At 72.1% G+C, this 16,912-nt stretch carries 16 protein-coding genes; 9 read left to right on the top strand and 7 right to left on the bottom strand.

Annotated elements, in window-relative coordinates; translation table 11 throughout:
* The first annotated feature begins 23 nt into the window (after nt 1-23).
* On the top strand, nt 24-2,129 hold the full coding sequence (gene pta / locus ACFV9Q_RS17820) for a phosphate acetyltransferase (RefSeq protein ID WP_377235470.1): 2,106 nt from the start codon (nt 24-26) through the stop codon (nt 2,127-2,129).
* Nucleotides 2,126-3,346: an acetate/propionate family kinase gene (locus tag ACFV9Q_RS17815; RefSeq protein ID WP_377235469.1), complete on the top strand. Its 1,221-nt coding sequence runs from the start codon at nt 2,126-2,128 to the stop codon at nt 3,344-3,346. Before pta ends, ACFV9Q_RS17815 begins: the two co-directional genes overlap by 4 nt.
* On the opposite strand, the gene ACFV9Q_RS17810 is transcribed toward ACFV9Q_RS17815, so the two are convergent.
* A complete protein-coding gene (locus tag ACFV9Q_RS17810; protein ID WP_377235468.1) occupies nt 3,343-3,873 on the bottom strand; it encodes a MarR family winged helix-turn-helix transcriptional regulator in 531 nt (176 codons plus the stop codon). The two genes, ACFV9Q_RS17815 and ACFV9Q_RS17810, sit on opposite strands and share 4 nt — an antisense overlap.
* A gap of 64 nt (nt 3,874-3,937) precedes the next feature.
* Here ACFV9Q_RS17810 and ACFV9Q_RS17805 point away from each other — a divergent pair, with 64 nt between their 5' ends.
* The 5 genes from ACFV9Q_RS17805 to ACFV9Q_RS17785 all read left to right on the top strand — a co-directional run bounded on the left by ACFV9Q_RS17805 (nt 3,938) and on the right by ACFV9Q_RS17785 (nt 7,800).
* Nucleotides 3,938-5,032: an LLM class flavin-dependent oxidoreductase gene (locus tag ACFV9Q_RS17805; protein ID WP_377235467.1), complete on the top strand. Its 1,095-nt coding sequence runs from the start codon at nt 3,938-3,940 to the stop codon at nt 5,030-5,032.
* Nucleotides 5,029-5,694, top strand: coding sequence for an NADPH-dependent F420 reductase (locus ACFV9Q_RS17800; protein ID WP_377235466.1), 666 nt, complete (start codon nt 5,029-5,031; stop codon nt 5,692-5,694). Before ACFV9Q_RS17805 ends, ACFV9Q_RS17800 begins: the two co-directional genes overlap by 4 nt.
* Nucleotides 5,691-6,131 (top strand): GNAT family N-acetyltransferase, encoded by a 441-nt coding sequence (locus ACFV9Q_RS17795; protein WP_377235465.1) that lies wholly within the window; start codon nt 5,691-5,693, stop codon nt 6,129-6,131. The genes ACFV9Q_RS17800 and ACFV9Q_RS17795 overlap by 4 nt, the downstream gene beginning before the upstream one ends.
* Before the next feature lie 78 nt (nt 6,132-6,209).
* A complete protein-coding gene (locus ACFV9Q_RS17790; RefSeq protein WP_377235464.1) occupies nt 6,210-7,121 on the top strand; it encodes a DUF4031 domain-containing protein in 912 nt (303 codons plus the stop codon).
* 55 nt (nt 7,122-7,176) lie between these two features.
* Complete coding sequence (locus ACFV9Q_RS17785; RefSeq protein WP_377235463.1) at nt 7,177-7,800, top strand: vancomycin high temperature exclusion protein; 624 nt, start codon at nt 7,177-7,179, stop codon at nt 7,798-7,800.
* 1 nt (nt 7,801) lies between these two features.
* Here ACFV9Q_RS17785 and ACFV9Q_RS17780 read toward each other — a convergent pair whose 3' ends face one another.
* The 4 genes from ACFV9Q_RS17780 to ACFV9Q_RS17765 form a co-directional block, all read right to left on the bottom strand.
* Nucleotides 7,802-8,284, bottom strand: a complete 483-nt coding sequence (locus tag ACFV9Q_RS17780) for a hotdog fold domain-containing protein (RefSeq protein ID WP_357481418.1) — start codon at nt 8,282-8,284, stop codon at nt 7,802-7,804.
* Nucleotides 8,285-8,381: 97 nt separating this feature from the next.
* A complete protein-coding gene (locus ACFV9Q_RS17775; RefSeq protein ID WP_377229316.1) occupies nt 8,382-10,016 on the bottom strand; it encodes a succinic semialdehyde dehydrogenase in 1,635 nt (544 codons plus the stop codon).
* A gap of 113 nt (nt 10,017-10,129) precedes the next feature.
* Complete coding sequence (locus ACFV9Q_RS17770; protein WP_377235462.1) at nt 10,130-10,609, bottom strand: GNAT family acetyltransferase; 480 nt, start codon at nt 10,607-10,609, stop codon at nt 10,130-10,132.
* Nucleotides 10,606-11,730 (bottom strand): GuaB3 family IMP dehydrogenase-related protein, encoded by a 1,125-nt coding sequence (locus ACFV9Q_RS17765; protein ID WP_285101083.1) that lies wholly within the window; start codon nt 11,728-11,730, stop codon nt 10,606-10,608. The genes ACFV9Q_RS17770 and ACFV9Q_RS17765 overlap by 4 nt, the downstream gene beginning before the upstream one ends.
* A 139-nt stretch (nt 11,731-11,869) precedes the next feature.
* On the opposite strand from ACFV9Q_RS17765, the gene ACFV9Q_RS17760 reads away from it, so the two are divergent.
* The gene (locus ACFV9Q_RS17760; RefSeq protein ID WP_377229314.1) at nt 11,870-12,592 is read left to right on the top strand and encodes an exonuclease domain-containing protein; all 723 of its coding nucleotides are present in this window, start codon (nt 11,870-11,872) and stop codon (nt 12,590-12,592) included.
* A gap of 58 nt (nt 12,593-12,650) precedes the next feature.
* Here ACFV9Q_RS17760 and ACFV9Q_RS17755 read toward each other — a convergent pair whose 3' ends face one another.
* The gene (locus tag ACFV9Q_RS17755; protein ID WP_377235461.1) at nt 12,651-13,289 is read right to left on the bottom strand and encodes a Rid family hydrolase; all 639 of its coding nucleotides are present in this window, start codon (nt 13,287-13,289) and stop codon (nt 12,651-12,653) included.
* Nucleotides 13,290-13,640: 351 nt separating this feature from the next.
* Here ACFV9Q_RS17755 and ACFV9Q_RS17750 point away from each other — a divergent pair, with 351 nt between their 5' ends.
* On the top strand, nt 13,641-15,254 hold the full coding sequence (locus tag ACFV9Q_RS17750) for an FAD-dependent oxidoreductase (protein ID WP_377235460.1): 1,614 nt from the start codon (nt 13,641-13,643) through the stop codon (nt 15,252-15,254).
* Between the two features lie 97 nt (nt 15,255-15,351).
* On the opposite strand, the gene guaB is transcribed toward ACFV9Q_RS17750, so the two are convergent.
* Nucleotides 15,352-16,866, bottom strand: a complete 1,515-nt coding sequence (guaB, locus tag ACFV9Q_RS17745) for an IMP dehydrogenase (RefSeq protein ID WP_377229311.1) — start codon at nt 16,864-16,866, stop codon at nt 15,352-15,354.
* Nucleotides 16,867-16,912: the final 46 nt, after the last annotated feature.

Below are 16,912 nucleotides of genomic sequence, written 5' to 3'. Positions count from 1 at the left end.
ACGAAGTGAACACGGAGCGACACGTGACCGGCGCAACCCGCAGCATCGTCATCGCCAGCCCGGAGGGCGAGAGCGGAAAGTCGACAGTCGCGCTCGGCGTCCTCGACCTGCTGGTCCGCAAGGGCCAGCGGGTCGGCGTCTTCCGGCCCGTCTCGCGCGCGAGCGAGACCGAGGACTCCGCCGGCGAGCGCGACCACGTGCTGGAGCTCCTCCTGGAGCACGACGGCGTCGACATCGGGTACGACGACGCCGTCGGCGTCACCTACGCCGACCTGCACACCGACCCCGAGGACGCGCTCAGCCGCATCGTGGCGCGGTTCCACGAGCTCGCCGCGCGCTGCGACTCGGTGGTGATCCTCGGCACCGACTACACCGACGTCGCCGGGCCCACCGAGCTCTCGTTCAACGCGCGCATCGCCGCGAACCTCGGCGCCCCGGTGCTGCTGGTCGTCTCCGGCCGCGAGCGCACCCCCGAGGAGATCCGGGCGCTGGCCGACGTGAGCCTCGCCGAGCTGGCCGCGCACCACGCGCAGGCGATCGGCCTGGTGGTCAACCGGGCGGACACGCACAGCGCGCGGGAGGTGCGGAGCGTGCTGGCCGAGGCGCAGCCCGACCTGCCCGTGTGGACCATCCCCGAGGAGCCGTTCCTCCAGGCCCCGACCGTGGGCCAGCTCCTGGAGGCCGTGGACGGCACGCTCGTGCTGGGCGACCCGGAGCTGCTGGGCCGCGAGGCGCTGGACGTGCAGGTGGGGGCCATGAGCTTCGAGCACCTGCTGGAGCGGCTGACCGACGGCGGCGTCGTGATCACGCCGGGCGACCGCACCGACCTGCTCATCGGGCTGCTCGCGACGCACATGACGCCGTCGTTCCCCTCGCTGGCCGGGATCATCCTGAACGGCGGGTTCTACCCGCAGGGCCGGCCGGCGCAGCTGCTGGAGGCCATGCGCCCCAAGCTGCCGATCATCACCACCGAGCTCGGCACCTACCGCACGGCCCGCGCGGCCGCGACGACCCGCGGGCGCGTGGACAAGAACTCGGTGCGCAAGGTCGAGACGGCGCGCGCGCTGTTCGAGCGCAACGTCGACTCCGCCGCCCTGGCCGCGCGCCTCGACCTGCCGCGGCCGCAGGTGGTCACGCCACTGATGTTCGAGTATCAGCTCATCGAGCGGGCGCGCGCCGACCGCCGGCACATCGTGCTCCCCGAGGGCGGCGACGACCGGATCCTGCGCGCCGCCTCCACGGTGCTGGCCCGGCAGATCGCGGACCTGACGATCCTGGGCGCCGAGGAGCCGATCCGCGCCCGCGCCGCCGAGCTGGGCCTCGACATCGAGGCCGCGCGCGTCCTGTCGCCGCACGACCCCGAGCACGTCGAGAAGTTCGCCGCCGAGTACGCGCGGCTGCGCGCGCACAAGGGCATGACGGTCGAGCGGGCGCGGGAGATCGTCACCGACGTCTCCTACTTCGGCACGATGATGGTGCACCTGGGCCTCGCCGACGGCATGGTCTCGGGCGCGGCCCACTCGACGGCGCACACCATCCGGCCGTCGTTCGAGATCATCAAGACCAAGCCGGGTACGTCGTCGGTGTCCTCGGTCTTCCTCATGTGCCTGGAGGACCGGGTGCTCGTGTACGGCGACTGCGCCGTCATCCCCGACCCGACGTCGGAGGAGCTCGCCGACATCGCCGTCTCCTCGGCGGCGACCGCCCGCCAGTTCGGCGTGGAGCCGCGCATCGCGATGCTGTCCTACTCCACGGGCGAGTCCGGCACGGGCGCCGACGTCGACAAGGTGCGCACGGCGACCGGGCTCGTCCGCGAGCGCACGCCCGAGCTCGACGTCGAGGGTCCCATCCAGTACGACGCCGCCGTGGACGCCTCGGTCGCGGCGTCCAAGCTGCCCGGGTCGGACGTCGCCGGGCGCGCCACCGTGTTCGTCTTCCCCGACCTGAACACGGGCAACAACACGTACAAGGCGGTGCAGCGCTCCGCGGGCGCGGTCGCCGTCGGGCCGGTGCTGCAGGGCCTGAACAAGCCGGTCAACGACCTGTCGCGCGGGGCGCTGGTGCAGGACATCGTGAACACCGTGGCGATCACCGCCATCCAGGCGCAGGGCAAGGAGTCCGCAGCATGAGCACCGTCCTCGTCCTCAACTCAGGGTCCTCGTCGCTCAAGTACCAGCTCGTCGACCCGGACTCGGGCGAGGCCGTGGCGGGCGGCATCGTCGACCGGATCGGCCAGTCCTCGGGCACGGTCAAGCACGAGCCGGGCGGCGAGAAGGTCGTGCGCGACCTCGACGTGCCCGACCACGGCGAGGCGCTGCGCGTCGTCAAGGACATGTTCGACGAGGTGGGTCCCCAGCTGGCGGACGCCGACGTCATAGCGGTAGGGCACCGGGTGGTGCACGGCGGCGAGATCTTCTCCGCCCCCACCCTGGTGGACGACGACGTCGTGGCCGGCATCCGCGACCTCATCCCCCTCGCGCCGCTGCACAACCCCGCGAACGTGACCGGGATCGAGGTCGCACGCGAGCTGCTGCACGTGCCGCACGTCGCCGTGTTCGACACCGCGTTCTTCGCGTCGCTGCCCGCCGCGGCGTCGACGTACGCGCTGGACCGCAAGGTCGCCGCGGAGCACGGGGTGCGCCGGTACGGCTTCCACGGCACGTCGCACCAGTTCGTGTCGACGGCGGTCGCGGAGCACCCCGCCGTCGTCGCGAAGCTGGAGGCCGAGGGGCGCGGCCCGGAGACGCTGCGGCAGGTGGTGCTGCACCTGGGCAACGGCGCGTCGGCGTCGGCGATCCTGGGCGGACGGCCCCTGGACACCTCGATGGGCCTGACTCCGCTGGAGGGGCTCGTCATGGGCACGCGCTCCGGCGACATCGACCCGGGCGTCGTCTTCCACCTCATGCGGGGCGGACTGTCCGGCGGCGACGTCGACACCCTGCTCAACAAGAAGTCCGGCGTGCTCGGCCTGTCCGGCGTCAGCGACATGCGCGAGCTGCGCAAGCTCGTCGCCGCGGGTGACGCCGACGCGCGCCTGGCGCGCGACGTCTACCTGCACCGGCTGCGCAAGTACGTGGGCGCGTACGCGGCGGTGCTCGGCGGGATCGACGTGCTGACGTTCACCGCGGGCGTGGGCGAGAACGACCACACTATCCGCTCGGGCGTGGTGCGGGACCTGAAGTTCCTGGGCCTCACGATCGACCCGGCGGCCAACGAGGCGGCGTCGGGCGAGGCTCGGGTCATCTCCGCCGGCGCGGGCGCGGAGGCGCCGCTGGTGATGGTGGTGCCGACCAACGAGGAGCTGGCGATCGCGCGGCAGGCGGCTGCGCTGGTCGCGGCGGGCTAGGACCCGGGCGGGCCGGCCGTCGGCGTCTTCGACGCCGGGGCCTTCCCCTCGGGAGTGATCTGGGGCAGGCCGAGGTGCGCGCGCAGCGCCGCGGTGGCCTCGCCGAGGACGTCGAGCTGCTCGTCGGTGAACGCGTCGACGAAGGTCTCCTTGATCGCCTGCAGGTGCGGGACGGTGCTCGCGCGAAACGCGCGCGCCCCCTCCTCGGTGAGCACGACCTGCGACCCGCGGGCGTCCTCGGCGCACGGCTCGCGCCGCACGAGCCCGCGCTTCTCCATCCGGCCCAGATGGCCGGAGAGCCGGCTGCGCTCCCACTCGATGTGCGCGGCCAGGGCGGACGAGCGGAGCGTGTGATCCTCCGCCTCGCTGAGCGCGAGCAGCACCCGGTAGTCGCCGTTGGAGAGCTCCGAGTCCTGGTGCAGCCGCGCCTCGAGGCGGTTGCGGAGGATGTCGTAGGTCTCGATGTAGCCCCGCCAGACCGCGAGCTCACGTCGCGTCGGCATGCTGCGGCGCCTCGACGTCGTCATCGGCCCTCCTCGGTGAGTTGTTGACATGTGAACTATATGGCGAGATGATTCACGTGTCAATCAAATGAGCACCCTGAAGGGGCTGGTCACGGTGGATGTCTCGCAGATCGAGTTCGGTATCGACAGCTTCGGCGACCTGCCGCGCAACGCGGACGGCGACCTCGTCTCGCACGCGGAGGCGATCCGGGCCGTCGTCGCCGAGGCGGTCCTGGCGGACCAGGTGGGCATCGACGTCATCGCGCTGGGCGAGCACCACCGCCCCGAGTACGCGATCTCGACCCCGGAGACGGTCCTCGCGGGCATCGCGACGGCGACGCAGCGCATCAAGCTCGCGTCGGGCGTGACGGTGCTGTCGTCGGACGACCCGGTCCGGGTCTTCCAGCGCTTCGCGACCGTCGACGCGCTCTCCAACGGTCGCGCCGAGGTGATCCTCGGCCGTGGCTCCTTCACCGAGTCGTTCCCGCTGTTCGGCTACGACCTGAAGGACTACGACACGCTGTTCGAGGAGAAGATCGACCTCTTCAGCCACCTCCTCGACGAGAAGCCCGTCACCTGGGAGGGCACGATGCGCGCCTCGCTGCACGAGGCCGACGTCTTCCCGAAGACGGAGTCCGGGCGGCTGAAGACCTGGGTCGGCGTGGGCGGGACGCCGCAGTCGGTGCTCCGCACCGCCTACTACGGCTTCGGGCTCATGCTCGCCATCATCGGCGGCCCGCCCGACCGGTTCGCGCAGTACGTGGAGCTCTACCGCCGGGCGCACGAGAAACTGGGCACCACGCCTGGGCCCGTGGGCATGCACTCGCCGGGCTTCGTCGCCGCCACGGACGAGGAGGCGAAGGAGCTGTTCTACCCCGGCTACCGCGAGATCCGCGACCGCATCGGCGCCCTGCGCGGCTGGCCTCCCCTGCGCCGGGACGAGTTCGAGGCCGACGTCGAGCAGGGCTCGCTGTACGTCGGGTCGGTCGACACGGTGGCGCGCAAGATGGCGCGGGCGATCCGAGTCCTCGACGTCGGCCGGTTCGACATGATCTACTCCTCGGCCGGCGCGGTGTCGGCCGACGCGCGGCTGCGCTCGGTCGAGCTGTACGGCACCCAGGTCATCCCGCGGGTGCGCGAGCTGCTCGCCGAGCAGCCCAGCACCGCCGGGGTAGCACTTTGAGCGCGGCCGGGACGACCCTCGGCATCCTCGGTGCCGGGAAGGTCGGCACCGTCCTGGCCCGGCTGGCCGTCGCCGCCGGCTACCGCGTGCTGATCTCGGGGTCGGGCGATCCGGAGAAGATCGCGCTGACCGTCGAGGTGCTGACCCCCGGCGCGACGGCGGTGTGGCCCGCCGAGGCCGCGTCCGCCGACGTCGTCGTGCTCGCGCTGCCGCTCGGCAAGCACGACGGGCTGCCGGTCGCGGAGCTGACGGGCCGGCTCGTCGTCGACGCCATGAACCACTGGTGGGAGATCGACGGTCCACGCGAGGGAATCCTCCCGGGTGACCTCTCGTCGAGCGAGTTCGTGGCGCGGATGCTGCCCGGCGCGCGGGTCGTGAAGGCCTTCAACCACATGGGCTACCACGACCTGGAGGACGGCTCCCGGCCTGCGGGCGCCGTCGGGCGCAAGGCCATCGCGCTCGCGGGGGACTCCCCCGACGACCTCTCGGTTGTCGCCGACGTGATCGACGCTCTCGGGTTCGACCCGCTCGTGATCGGCGACCTCGAAGCGGGCACCCGGCTCGAGCCCGGCACCCCGGCGTTCGGCGCGAACGTAGGCCTCGACGAACTGCGTACGCTGACCGGGACGCCCGCACCCACGACCGTTCTGGAGGTCTCATGAAGGACAGGACCGGCGAGTCCGTCACCGTCACGCTGAACACGGGCCGCCCGATCGGAGCTTATGCCGTGCACGTCGGCGAGGCCGTGGTGGGGCGGGCCGACTTCGTGGACCCCACGGACGGCGACGTCGACCTCGGCGACGACGGCGGCGTCGACCACGACCGGATCTTCTTCCACACCGAGGTCGACGAGGCGTACGGCGGACGTGGCCTCGCGGGCATCTTGGTGCGCGAGGCCCTGGCCGACAGCATCCGCAGGAACATCGTGGTCGTGCCGGTGTGCCCGGTGTTCTCGGCGCACCTGGAGAAGCACGGCGACGAGTACGTGGCGGCCGGCGGGGCGTACCGCCAGCCGACCAAGGACGACATCGCGCAGGTCACCCGCGCTGTGCGGGAGCACCGCGCGGCGTCGCGGCGGGCGGAGCGGCCGAGCGAGTGAGGTCGCGTGCCCGGTGAGAACGCGTTCGGGACCGCACCCGGCGACCGCGCAGCCCGCCAGGAGCGTTAGCCTCACCCCGTGACCCTCTTCATCGACCCGCCGGCCTGGCCCGCGCACGGGACGCTCTTCTCCCACCTGGTCTCGGACGGGTCGCTGCAGGAGCTGCGCCTCTTCGCCCGGGCGGCCGGCGTCCCCGACCGCGCCCTGGACCTCGACCACTACGACGTCCCCGCCGAACGGTACGACGACCTGGTCGCGGCGGGCGCGGTGCCCGTCGACGGCGGTGACCTGGCCCGACGTCTGGCCGGCTCCGGCCTGCGCGTCTCCGGCGCCGAGCGGAACCGCTCCAAGCGGGCCGCGCTCCTGAGCCGGTGGGACGAGCTGTGGGCGGACCCGAGCCTGGCCCGCGACGCCGGCACCGACCTGGTCGACCGCTGGCGCGAGCCGCACCGGGTCTACCACACGACGTTCCACCTGGCCGCGGCCCTGGACGCGCTCGACGTCGTGGCGGCCGAGAGCGACGTGTCCGAGCGCGACCACTGGCGCGCGCGCCTCGCCCTCTGGTTCCACGACGCGGTGCACGACGGCGTGGCCCAGCAGGACGAGGAGCGGTCCGCCGAGCTCGTGGGCGAGCTGCTCGGCCCGCTCGCCGGGGCCGGCGTCACCACCGAGGACATCGACGAGACCGCACGCCTGGTCCTGGTCACCGCCGACCACGCCCCGGCCGACGACGACGCCGTCGGCGGCCTGGTCAGCGACGCCGACCTCGCCGTGCTGGGCGGCACCTCCGTCGTCTACACGCGGTACACGCACCAGGTCCGCGCCGAGTACTGCGACGTGCCCGACCCGATGTTCCGCGCCGGCCGGTCCGAGGTGCTCCGCACCCTGCTGGCAGGTGGCCCGCTCTTCCGCACCACCCCGGGCACCACCCGCTGGCAGACGGCGGCCGAGTCGAACCTGGCCGCGGAGCTGGCCCTCCTGGCGGGCTAGCCCCCGGCCACCGACCCACCCCGGCACCAGCTCAGGACACGGTACGGTTCCCGACGTGACTCCCCTCAAGGTCTCCGCGATCGTCGCGGGCGTGCTCGCCCTCGCCTTCACCGTCCCCGTCGTCGCAGTTCAGGCCACCGGGAACGCCCGGGTCCGCGGCGACGCGAGCGAGATCGAGAAGGCCGACGCCGTCATCGTGCTCGGGGCGGGGCTCCGCAGCGACGGAACGCCGTCGACCTACCTGCGCCGCCGGGTCGAGGGCGGCGCCGAGCTGTACCGCGCGGGCATCGCGCCCACGGTGATCCTGAGCGGCGACGCGCACGACAACCCCGACGGCACCCGGTACGACGAGCCCGCCTCGATGCGCGCCTGGCTCCTCGACAACGACCTCGGCGTGCCCGACGACGCGATCGTGCTGGACCGCGAGGGCTTCAACACCACGGCCACCTGCCGCCGCGCCCACGATCTGTACGGGGTGCGCACCGCCGTCGTCGTCACGCAGGACTACCACCTGCGCCGCACGCTCTACTCCTGCGTGGAGGCCGGGCTGGACGCCGTGGGTGTCGGCGTCAGTGCCGCGAGCGTCCAGCCGGCGCAGTGGGCCTGGTGGCACGTGCGCGAGCTGCCGGCGAGCTGGAAGGCCGCCGTCCGCTCCCTCGCGAGGCGCCGCCCCCGCTGACTCACTTCTTCTTCGGGGTGACCCACAGGTGGATCGTGCCCTCGACCACCACGGTCCCGTCCGCGAGCACACCGCGCACGCGCACGGGCAGGTCCTTGTCGTCGCCGTCCCACTGCGCCTGGTCGGTCTCGGCCACGCAGGTCACGTCGCCCGTCGACTTGGCGAGGTACGACACCTCCATGCCCTTGGGCAGCCACCGCTTGTCGTCGGGCACGGTGGCCTCGGCGAGGGAGCCCATGGCCATCTCCAGCCCGTTGCAGACCGCGATCGCGTGCACCGTGCCGATGTGGTTGCGGTTGCGCCACCGGTTGGGGACGACCACCTCGCCGTAGTTCGGCCGCATGTCGACCACGCGCGGGGCGATGGTGCCGAAGTACGGGGCCTTGAAGCTGTAGGCCACGCTGAAGATCCGCTTCCCGAGCAGACCGCCGATCACCGGCAGCGAGTTGGCGGACTTCCAGAAGGCGTGGAGCTGCGTCGTCATGCGGGTGAGCGTACTCGCCCCGGTGACGACCGTTCACTCCTTCGACGACCAGTTCGGTCGCCGCCCCGCCCGACGCCCCGACGACAACCCGGATCGCTCAGGACATGCGCAGCTTGCGCATGACCCCCAGCGCCGTGGTGAGCACCCGGCTCGGGGTGTCCCCGCCCAGGCCGTAGAGGTTGTCGAGCGTGGCGCCGACCCGCGCGCCGCGCGACGTCACCACGGTCTGCTGCCGCGTCAGGCCGGCGATCGACGCCGCCCCGTGCCGCCCGCCGAGCCCGGAGGCCTTCCAGCCGCCGAGCGGCGCGGAGACCGAGCCCCAGGTCATCGTGTACCCGTCGTTGATGGCGACCGACCCGGTCTCGATCCGCGCGGCCACCCGGCGCGCCCGGCCGACGTCCTTGGACCAGACGGCGGCGTGCAGCCCGTACTCGGTGTCGTTGATGACGGTGACGGCGTCCTCGTCGCAGTCGACCCGCGTGATCGTGACGACCGGCCCGAACGTCTCCTCGCGGGACACCACGGCCTGCGCCGGCACGTCGTCGAGCACGGTCGGCGCGTAGAAGTACGGCCCGACGTCGGCGCGGTGCACCCCGCCGGCGAGCACCCGGGCGCCCCGGGCCAGCGCGTCGTCCACGTGCGCCGTCACCTTGTCGAGCTGCGCGGCGGAGGTGAGCGAGCCGATGTCGGCGGAGTAGTCGAGGGCCGGGCTGAGCCGCAGGTTCCGCACCGCGCGCACGAACTTGGCGACGAACTCGTCGGCGATCGCCTCGTGCACCACCAGACGTTCGACGGAGACGCACAGCTGGCCGGCGTTCGAGAAGCAGGCCCGAACGATGCCGGGCACCGCCGCGTCGACGTCGACGTCCTCCGCCACGTAGAGCGCGTTCTTGCCGCCCAGCTCCAGCGTGGCGCCGATGAGCCGCTCGCCGGCCCGCGCCGCGACCTTGCGCCCGGTGGCGGTGGACCCGGTGAACGCGACGTGGTCGACGTGCTCGACCAGCGCCTCACCCACGTCGGGGCCGCCGGCGACCACCTGGAACAGGCCCGCCGGCAGACCGGCGTCGTCCAGGGCCTCGGCCGCCCACAGGGCGGTCAGCGTGGTCTGCGGGTCCGGCTTGAGCACGACGGCGTTGCCGGCCAGGAGCGCGGGCAGCGCCTCAGAGAGCGCGAGCACCAGCGGGAAGTTCCAGGGCGCGATGGCGCCGACGACGCCGACCGGCCGGCGGTGCACCTGCACGCCCGTGAGCAGCGGGATCATGCCCCCGGACCGGCGGGACGCGAGGTAGCGCTCGCCGCGCACGGCGTAGTGCCGCGCGACCTGCGCGATGTCCGCGATCTCCTCGAAGGCGGCGCGGCGCGACTTGCCGGTCTCGAGCTGGATCAGGTCGAGCGCCTCGGACTGTCTCTCCAGGACGATGCGGCCGAGCCGCTGGAGCACCCCGGCGCGGTCGCGCACCGACAGGCGCGCCCAGCCGCGCTGCGCGACCCGCGCGCGGACGACGGAAGCGGCCACGTCGTCGGCGGAGGAGATCGGGAAGGTCACGAGCGGAGCACCCGTGAACGGGCACATCGAGCGGTGCGTGCCGGAAGCCTCGGACGTCGCGATCCGAGCCACGAGCGGCGCCATCACGCCGGGCTCGAGGACGAAGGTTCCCTGCGGGTGCTCAGGGTCGAGCACCCCGCCGACGGCACCACTCGCTGCTGCGTCGGCTGCTGTGTCGTCGATCATGGCGGCCACCCTACGCGCAAAACCCTGCACCACGTATTGATAGATGTGTGAAACTGACTTTCATAGCGGTTGTTCGCGACGGCCGCGATCTCGCCTCGGTCCGGGGCAGCGGATCAGTTCGGCTCGACCCAGCGGCCCAGCACGGAGCACTCCTGATCGGCGTACCCGAGCCGCTCGTAGAAGCTGAGCACGGCCGTGTTGGTGGTGCGCACCATGAGCTGGATCTTGCGCGCGCCGTGCGCCACCAGCCACGCCTCGGCGGCCACGACGGCCGCCCGGCCCAGCCCCGTGCCCTGCAGGCCGGGCTCGACGGCCACGTAGTAGAGCCAGCCGCGGTGTCCGTCGTAGCCGGCCATCGCGGACGCCGCCACCCGGCCGTCGACGCGCGCGACGAGGACCGTCGAGCCGGCACCCGCGCGAGCGTCGGCGATGTCCAGGTGCGGGTCGTTCCAGGGCCGGGTCAGCCCGCACTCCCGCCAGAGTTCCACCACCTGGTCGACGTCGGCGTCGGTGATCTCGACGAACTCGCCGTCGGCCGCGGGCGCGGCCGCGAGGACCGGGGCGAGCGGCTCGCCGCTCCGCACCACGCTCATCGGGGCTGGTACGGGGAGACGACGACCTCGACCCGCTGGAACTCCTTGAGGTCGGAGTAGCCGGTCGTGGCCATGGCCCGGCGCAGGGCGCCGACAAGGTTCAGGGTGCCGTCGGCCTGCTTGCCCGGCCCGAAGAGGATCTCCTCCAGCGTGCCGACCGTGCCCACCTCGACGCGCTCGCCGCGCGGGAGCTGCGGGTGGTGCGCCTCGGGGCCCCAGTGGAAGCCCTTCCCCGGCGCCTCGGCGGCCCGCGCGAGCGCGGCACCGAGCATGACGGCGTCCGCGCCGCAGGCCACGGCCTTGACGATGTCGCCGGAGTGGCCCACGCCGCCGTCGGCGATCACGTGCACGTACCGGCCGCCCGACTCGTCGAGGTAGTCGCGGCGGGCCGCTGCGACGTCGGCCACCGACGTGGCCATGGGCGCGTGGATGCCGAGGCTGACCCGCGTGGTGTGGGCGGCGCCGCCGCCGAAGCCGACGAGCACGCCCGCAGCGCCCGTGCGCATCAGGTGCAGCGCAGCGGTGTACGTCGAGGCCCCGCCGACGACGACGGGCACGTCCAGCTCGTAGATGAACCGCTTGAGGTTGAGCGGCTCGGCGTTGCCCGACACGTGCTCGGCCGAGACCGTGGTGCCGCGGATGACGAACAGGTCGACGCCGGCGTCGACCACCGTCTTGTAGAACTCCTGCGTGCGCTGCGGGGTGAGCGCGCCGGCGACCGTGACGCCCGCGGACCGGATCTCCTTGAGGCGCTGCGTGATCAGCTCCGGCTTGATCGGCTCGGAGTAGATCGCCTGCATCCGGTGCGTCGCCTCGTCGGCCGGCAGCTCGGCGATCTCGGCCAGCAGCGGCTCGGGCGACTCGTACCGGGTCCACAGGCCCTCGAGGTCGAGCACGCCCAGACCGCCGAACCGGCCCAGCGCGACGGCGCTGTCCGGCGTCATCACGGAGTCCATCGGGGCCGCGACGATCGGCAGGTCGAAGTGGTACGCGTCGATCTGCCAGCCGACCGAGACGTCCTTCGGGTCGCGTGTGCGCCGGGACGGCACCACCGCGATGTCGTCGAAGGAGTAGGCGCGCCGCCCACGCTTTCCGCGTCCGATCTCGATCTCGTTGCTCACCCGCCAAGCCTACCCATCGCTGCTGACCCGGCGCGCAGTGTCTCGTGATGAGCGGGGTGGCACGAACCACAGTGTCAGTGACCGGTGGCAGGGTTCTCCCTGGACGCACCGGGAAACCCGGACGAGCAGGGAGGACACCATGAACGAGACCTGGATCCACAGGCCGCTGCTGGGCTTCGACACCGAGACCACAGGGGTGGACGTCACGGGCGACCGCATCGTCACGGCAGCCCTCGTGCTGCGCACCCCCGGAGCGGGCACGGAGGTCCGCACCTGGCTGATGGACCCGGGCGTGGAGATACCGGAGGAGGCCGCGGCGATCCACGGCATCTCCACCGAGCACGCGCGCGCCCACGGCGTCGCGCCCCTGGAGGCGCTGGAGGAGATCGCCGCCGAGCTCGCCACGCACCTGGCCGACGGCGTCCCCGTGGTCGCCTACAACGCGGCCTTCGACCTCTCGCTGCTCGACGCCGAGCTGCAGCGCCACGGGCTCAAGACCCTGCCCCAGCGCCTGGGCCGCGCGGTCGAGCCCGTCGTGGACCCGCTGGTCATCGACCGCTGGCTGGACCGCTACCGCCCCGGCAAGCGCCGCCTCGGCGACCTGACCCAGTGGTACGGCGTCACCTCCGACGGCGACCTGCACACCGCCGAGGTGGACGTGCTCGCCACGCTCGACGTGCTGGAGGCGCTGGCCCGCCGGTTCCCGCAGCTCGCCCGCATGCCCCTGGCCGACCTGCACCAGCAGCAGATCGGCGCACACCGCCAGTGGGCGGTGAGCTTCAACGAGTGGCGCCGCGAGCAGGGCCTGACCGGACCTGACGCGTCGGGCGCCTGGCCGGTGCAGCACTCGACGATCGGCTGACCGGCACAGCAGGCGCAGCGGGCGGCCGCGCCCCGGCAGAACCGGGGCGCAGCCCCGGTCAGCGCGGGTACACCGCGTCGACCTCGACCTCGACGAGCCAGCCGTCGACCGGGAGGTTCTCGACCTCCAGCGCGAACCGCGACGGCCGGGCCTCGTTGACGACCATCGGTTCGGTCGTGGCCGACCCGAGCTGCACGTCGAGCACCTCGCCGCTGGCCAGGTTCGTGTTGGCGAAGAACTGGCGGTAGGCCCGGTTCCACCCGGCGAAGTCCATCTTCTCCGCGCCCGCCGGGTTCTGCAGGAACACACGCATCGAGACGACGTCGTCGTAGGACAGCCCGGCCTTCTCCAGGTTCTCGCCGATCCGCATCAGGGCGTTGATGCCCTGCGCCTCCGTGAGGGTGACGCCGGCGGGCAGCTCACCGCCGGGGAAGACGTCGGTGGGGATGTACCTCTGCTCGGCGGTCACCCCGGGCGTCGTGTTGCGGGCAGCCGGGCCGAGGCCGGAGGACTTGTACCAGGAGACGTTCTTGCCGATGGCCACGCCGTCGGCGATGAGCGGGGTGTCCCCCGTGACGAACGAGTGGGCTCGCGTGGGATCAGGGCGGAAGACATGGGCGGCGGCGAAGGCGGTCCCGGGGACCGCGATCGCGGCGGTGAGAACGGTCGCGGTGATCAGCGCGGCACGGTTCTTCATGGTGCTCCTCCATCTGGCCGGGTCGGGCGCAACGGCGGCGCCCGGTCGTGGTGGCCCGGCGGACGGCACCGGGTGGCGCGGACGCTAGCCACGGGGAGTTTCGGCGGGATGTCCGCTTCGGGTCGGATCGGGAACGCCTTCGGCCCGCTGGTCGAATCGTTCCTGCGGAAACGCTGACCTGGGGCGAGACCCGGAAACAACATGGTTACTAGGCGCAACTGCGCAGAAACGACGAGGACTCGCAGCGGTGACCTGCGCTCCCTAGCGTCCGGCACGGCGCTGACGGCGGCGCCTGGCTCCCCCACCAGAGCAAGCCGCCCGTCAGGCCTGTCAACACGAGGGGTAGGGACCATGGTCACCGAGAAGAGCACCTCCGGCGTCTCCCGCCGCAACTTCCTGCAGGCCGTCGGCGCGGGGTCCAGCGCCGGCGTCATGTTCGCGACGATGGGCGCGATGGGGCTGGCCCCCACCGCGGCCGCCCAGCCCAGGGCCGAGTCCTGGGAACCCCCGCGGGGCAGCGACTTCTCGCTGACCGGCCGGTCCGCCAAGAAGGTCGTCGTCGTCGGGGCCGGCCCAGCCGGCCTCGCCACCGCCTACGAGCTCCAGAAGGCCGGCTACCGGGTGACCGTGCTCGAGGCACGGCACCGCCCCGGCGGGCGCACCCTGACCATCCGCGGCGGGGACAGCGAGACCGACATCAACGGTGTGCGGCAGACCGCGCGGTTCCCCGACGGCATCTACATGAACGCCGGCGCGGGCCGCATCGCCCAGTGGATGGTCACCATGGACTACATCCGCGAGCTGGGCGTGCCGTACGAGGTGTTCACCAACGCGAACGCCGACGCCTACCTCTACAACGAGCGGTCCGGCGCGACGCCGGGCAACCCCGTGCGGTACCGCACGGCCAAGGCCGACGTCTTCGGCTACACCTCGGAGCTGCTGCACCACGCCACCGACCAGGGCGCCCTGGACCAGAAGCTGACCGCCGCGGACAAGGACAACCTGCGCACCTTCCTGCGGAGCTGGGGCTCGCTCAAGTCCGACGGCACCTACGCCGGCGGGAGCAACCGCGGCTTCGACGTCTACCCGTCGGCCTGGAACGAGCACGGCACTCCCCTGCCGGGGCCAGGCACGATGTCCGAGGTGCTGGCCTCGAAGGTGGGCCAGTACTTCCCGTTCGAGATCAACTGGGAACAGTCGATGCTCATGTTCCAGCCCAAGGGCGGCATGGACACGACCTACCAGTACCTGGTGCGGGCGATCGGCTCCCACAACGTGGAGTTCGAGTCGCCCGTCACCGGCGTCGAGAACACCGGCCGCGGGGTCAGGGTCACGTACACGCCCCGGAACGGAAGGGCGCGGCAGATCGAGGCCGACTTCGCCGTCGTCGCGGCGCCGGCGGGCCTCATGCGCCGGTGGGACACCAACTGGGGCACGGAGATCGACGCGGCGCTCGGCGAGTTCGCCGTCGGCTCCCCCGCGGGCAAGATCGGCCTGCAGTACAAGTCGCGGTTCTGGGAGGACGACCACCGGATCTTCGGCGGGATCACCGAGACCGACATGGACCTGGCCCACGTCTGGTACCCGTCCTACGGGTACGGCGAGCGCAAGGGACTGGTCGTGGGCTACTACAACACCGGCACCAACGCCCGCACCTACGCGGACCTGACGCCGAAGCAGCGCGAGCTGCGCGCCGTCGAGCAGGGCGTGAAGATCCACGGCGAGAAGTACCGCAGCGAGCTCGAGAGCTCGTTCTCCATCGCCTGGCACAAGGTGCCGTACGTCGAGGGTGCGTGGGCCTACCCGAACACGTCATCGGCGGGCTTCCGTCTGCTGCAGCAGGGGGCGGGCAACGTGTACTTCGCGGGCGACTGGATGTCCGAGGTGTCGGCGTGGCAGCACGGCGCCTTCTGGTCCGCCCGCTACGCGGTGCAGGCCCTGCACGCGCGCGTCATGTCGAGCTGACCTGCCCCGACGAGGTCAGCCCCACAACGTGTCAGACCCACAGGTCACCCGAGGGACCTGTGGGTCTGACACGTCGTGCGGGTCGGACAGGTGCGGCTCAGAAGCCGCTGTAGTTCGGCGCCTCGACCGTCATCTGCACGTCGTGCGGGTGGCTCTCCTTGAGCGACGCCGACGTGATGCGGACGAACCGGCCCTCGGCCTGCAGCTCCGGGACGGTGCGCGCACCGGTGTAGAACATCGTCTGGTGCAGACCGCCGATGAGCTGGTGCGCCACGGTGGCCAGCGGCCCCTTGTACGCGACCTGGCCCTCGATGCCCTCGGGCACGATCTTGTCGTCGCTGGTGACCTCGGCCTGGAAGTACCGGTCCTTGGAGTAGGACTTCTTGCCGCGCGAGGACATGGCGCCCATCGAGCCCATGCCGCGGTAGGTCTTGAACTGCTTGCCGTTGACGAGCACCAGGTCGCCCGGGGTCTCCTCGCAGCCCGCGAACAGCGAGCCCAGCATCACGGACTCGGCGCCGGCCACGATGGCCTTGCCGATCTCGCCGGAGTGCTTGAGGCCGCCGTCGGCGATGACGGGCACGCCCGCCGGCTTGCAGGCGAGCGACGCCTCGTAGACGGCGGTGATCTGCGGTACGCCCACGCCGGTCACGACGCGGGTGGTGCAGATGGAGCCCGGTCCCACGCCCACCTTCACGGCGTCGGCCCCCGCGTCGACGAACGCCTGCGCGCCCTGGCGCGTGGCGACGTTCCCGCCGATGACCTGGACGTCCTTGGTGGCCGGGTCGGTCTTGAGCCGCTTGACCATGTCGATCAGCATCCGCACGTTGCCGTGCGCGGTGTCGGCCACGAGCACGTCCACGCCGGCGTCGATCAGGGCGGTGGCCCGCTGCCACGCGTCACCGAAGTAGCCGATCGCGGCGCCGACCATGAGGCGGCCCTGGCCGTCCTTGGACGAGTTCGGGAACTGCTCGGACTTCACGAAGTCCTTGACGGTGATCAGCCCCGTGATGCGGCCGTCCGGGTCGATCAGCGGCAGGCGCTCCAGCTTGTGCTTGCGCAGCAGCAGCGTGGCGTCGTCCCGCGAGATGCCGGCCGGGCCGGTGATCAGCGGCTGCGGCGTCATCACCTCGTCCACCTTGGTGGTGGCCCACTCGGCGACGGGCGTGAAGCGCAGGTCGCGGTTGGTGACCATGCCGATGAGCTTGTTCTCGGCGTCGACCACCGGGAAGCCGGAGATCCGGAACTGGCCCGCGAGGGTGTCGAGCTCCTCGAGCGTGGCGTCCGGGCCGATCGTGACGGGGTTCGTGATGATGCCGGTCTGCGTCCGCTTCACGAGGTCCACCTGGGTGGCCTGGTCCTCGATGGAGAGGTTGCGGTGCAGCACGCCGAGGCCACCCTGACGCGCCATGGCGATCGCCATGGCCGACTCGGTGACCGTGTCCATCGCCGCTGAGATCAGCGGGATCTTGAGCGAGATCTCGCGCGTGAGGCGAGACGTCGTGTCGATGTCCGACGGCGCCAGGTCGGAGTAACCCGGCAGCAGCAGGACGTCGTCATAGGTGAGCCCGAGGAAACCGAACGGGTCGCCCGGCGAGGTCTGGTCCGTCATGGAGCAAGTCTACGGCCGCAGCGACCGCAGATCTCGGCCGGGCCGT

Source organism: Promicromonospora sp. NPDC059942, assembly GCF_042731755.1.
Lineage (GTDB): Bacteria > Actinomycetota > Actinomycetes > Actinomycetales > Cellulomonadaceae > Promicromonospora.
Note: the sequence above shows the minus strand (reverse complement) of the source record. Positions and strands in the feature narration are given on the sequence as shown.

Excerpts from the sequence above, each read along its gene's own strand:
- ACFV9Q_RS17755 (WP_377235461.1), bottom strand. The coding sequence starts at position 13,289 with ATGAAGAACCGTGCCGCGCTGATCACCGCGACCGTTCTCACCGCCGCG.
- ACFV9Q_RS17750 (WP_377235460.1), top strand. The coding sequence starts at position 13,641 with ATGGTCACCGAGAAGAGCACCTCCGGCGTCTCCCGCCGCAACTTCCTG.
- ACFV9Q_RS17810 (WP_377235468.1), bottom strand. The coding sequence starts at position 3,873 with ATGACGACGTCGAGGCGCCGCAGCATGCCGACGCGACGTGAGCTCGCG.
- ACFV9Q_RS17780 (WP_357481418.1), bottom strand. The coding sequence starts at position 8,284 with ATGACGACGCAGCTCCACGCCTTCTGGAAGTCCGCCAACTCGCTGCCG.
- ACFV9Q_RS17775 (WP_377229316.1), bottom strand. The coding sequence starts at position 10,016 with ATGATCGACGACACAGCAGCCGACGCAGCAGCGAGTGGTGCCGTCGGC.
- ACFV9Q_RS17805 (WP_377235467.1), top strand. The coding sequence starts at position 3,938 with ATGAGCACCCTGAAGGGGCTGGTCACGGTGGATGTCTCGCAGATCGAG.
- guaB (WP_377229311.1), bottom strand. The coding sequence starts at position 16,866 with ATGACGGACCAGACCTCGCCGGGCGACCCGTTCGGTTTCCTCGGGCTC.
- ACFV9Q_RS17795 (WP_377235465.1), top strand. The coding sequence starts at position 5,691 with ATGAAGGACAGGACCGGCGAGTCCGTCACCGTCACGCTGAACACGGGC.
- ACFV9Q_RS17770 (WP_377235462.1), bottom strand. The coding sequence starts at position 10,609 with ATGAGCGTGGTGCGGAGCGGCGAGCCGCTCGCCCCGGTCCTCGCGGCC.
- ACFV9Q_RS17760 (WP_377229314.1), top strand. The coding sequence starts at position 11,870 with ATGAACGAGACCTGGATCCACAGGCCGCTGCTGGGCTTCGACACCGAG.
- ACFV9Q_RS17815 (WP_377235469.1), top strand. The coding sequence starts at position 2,126 with ATGAGCACCGTCCTCGTCCTCAACTCAGGGTCCTCGTCGCTCAAGTAC.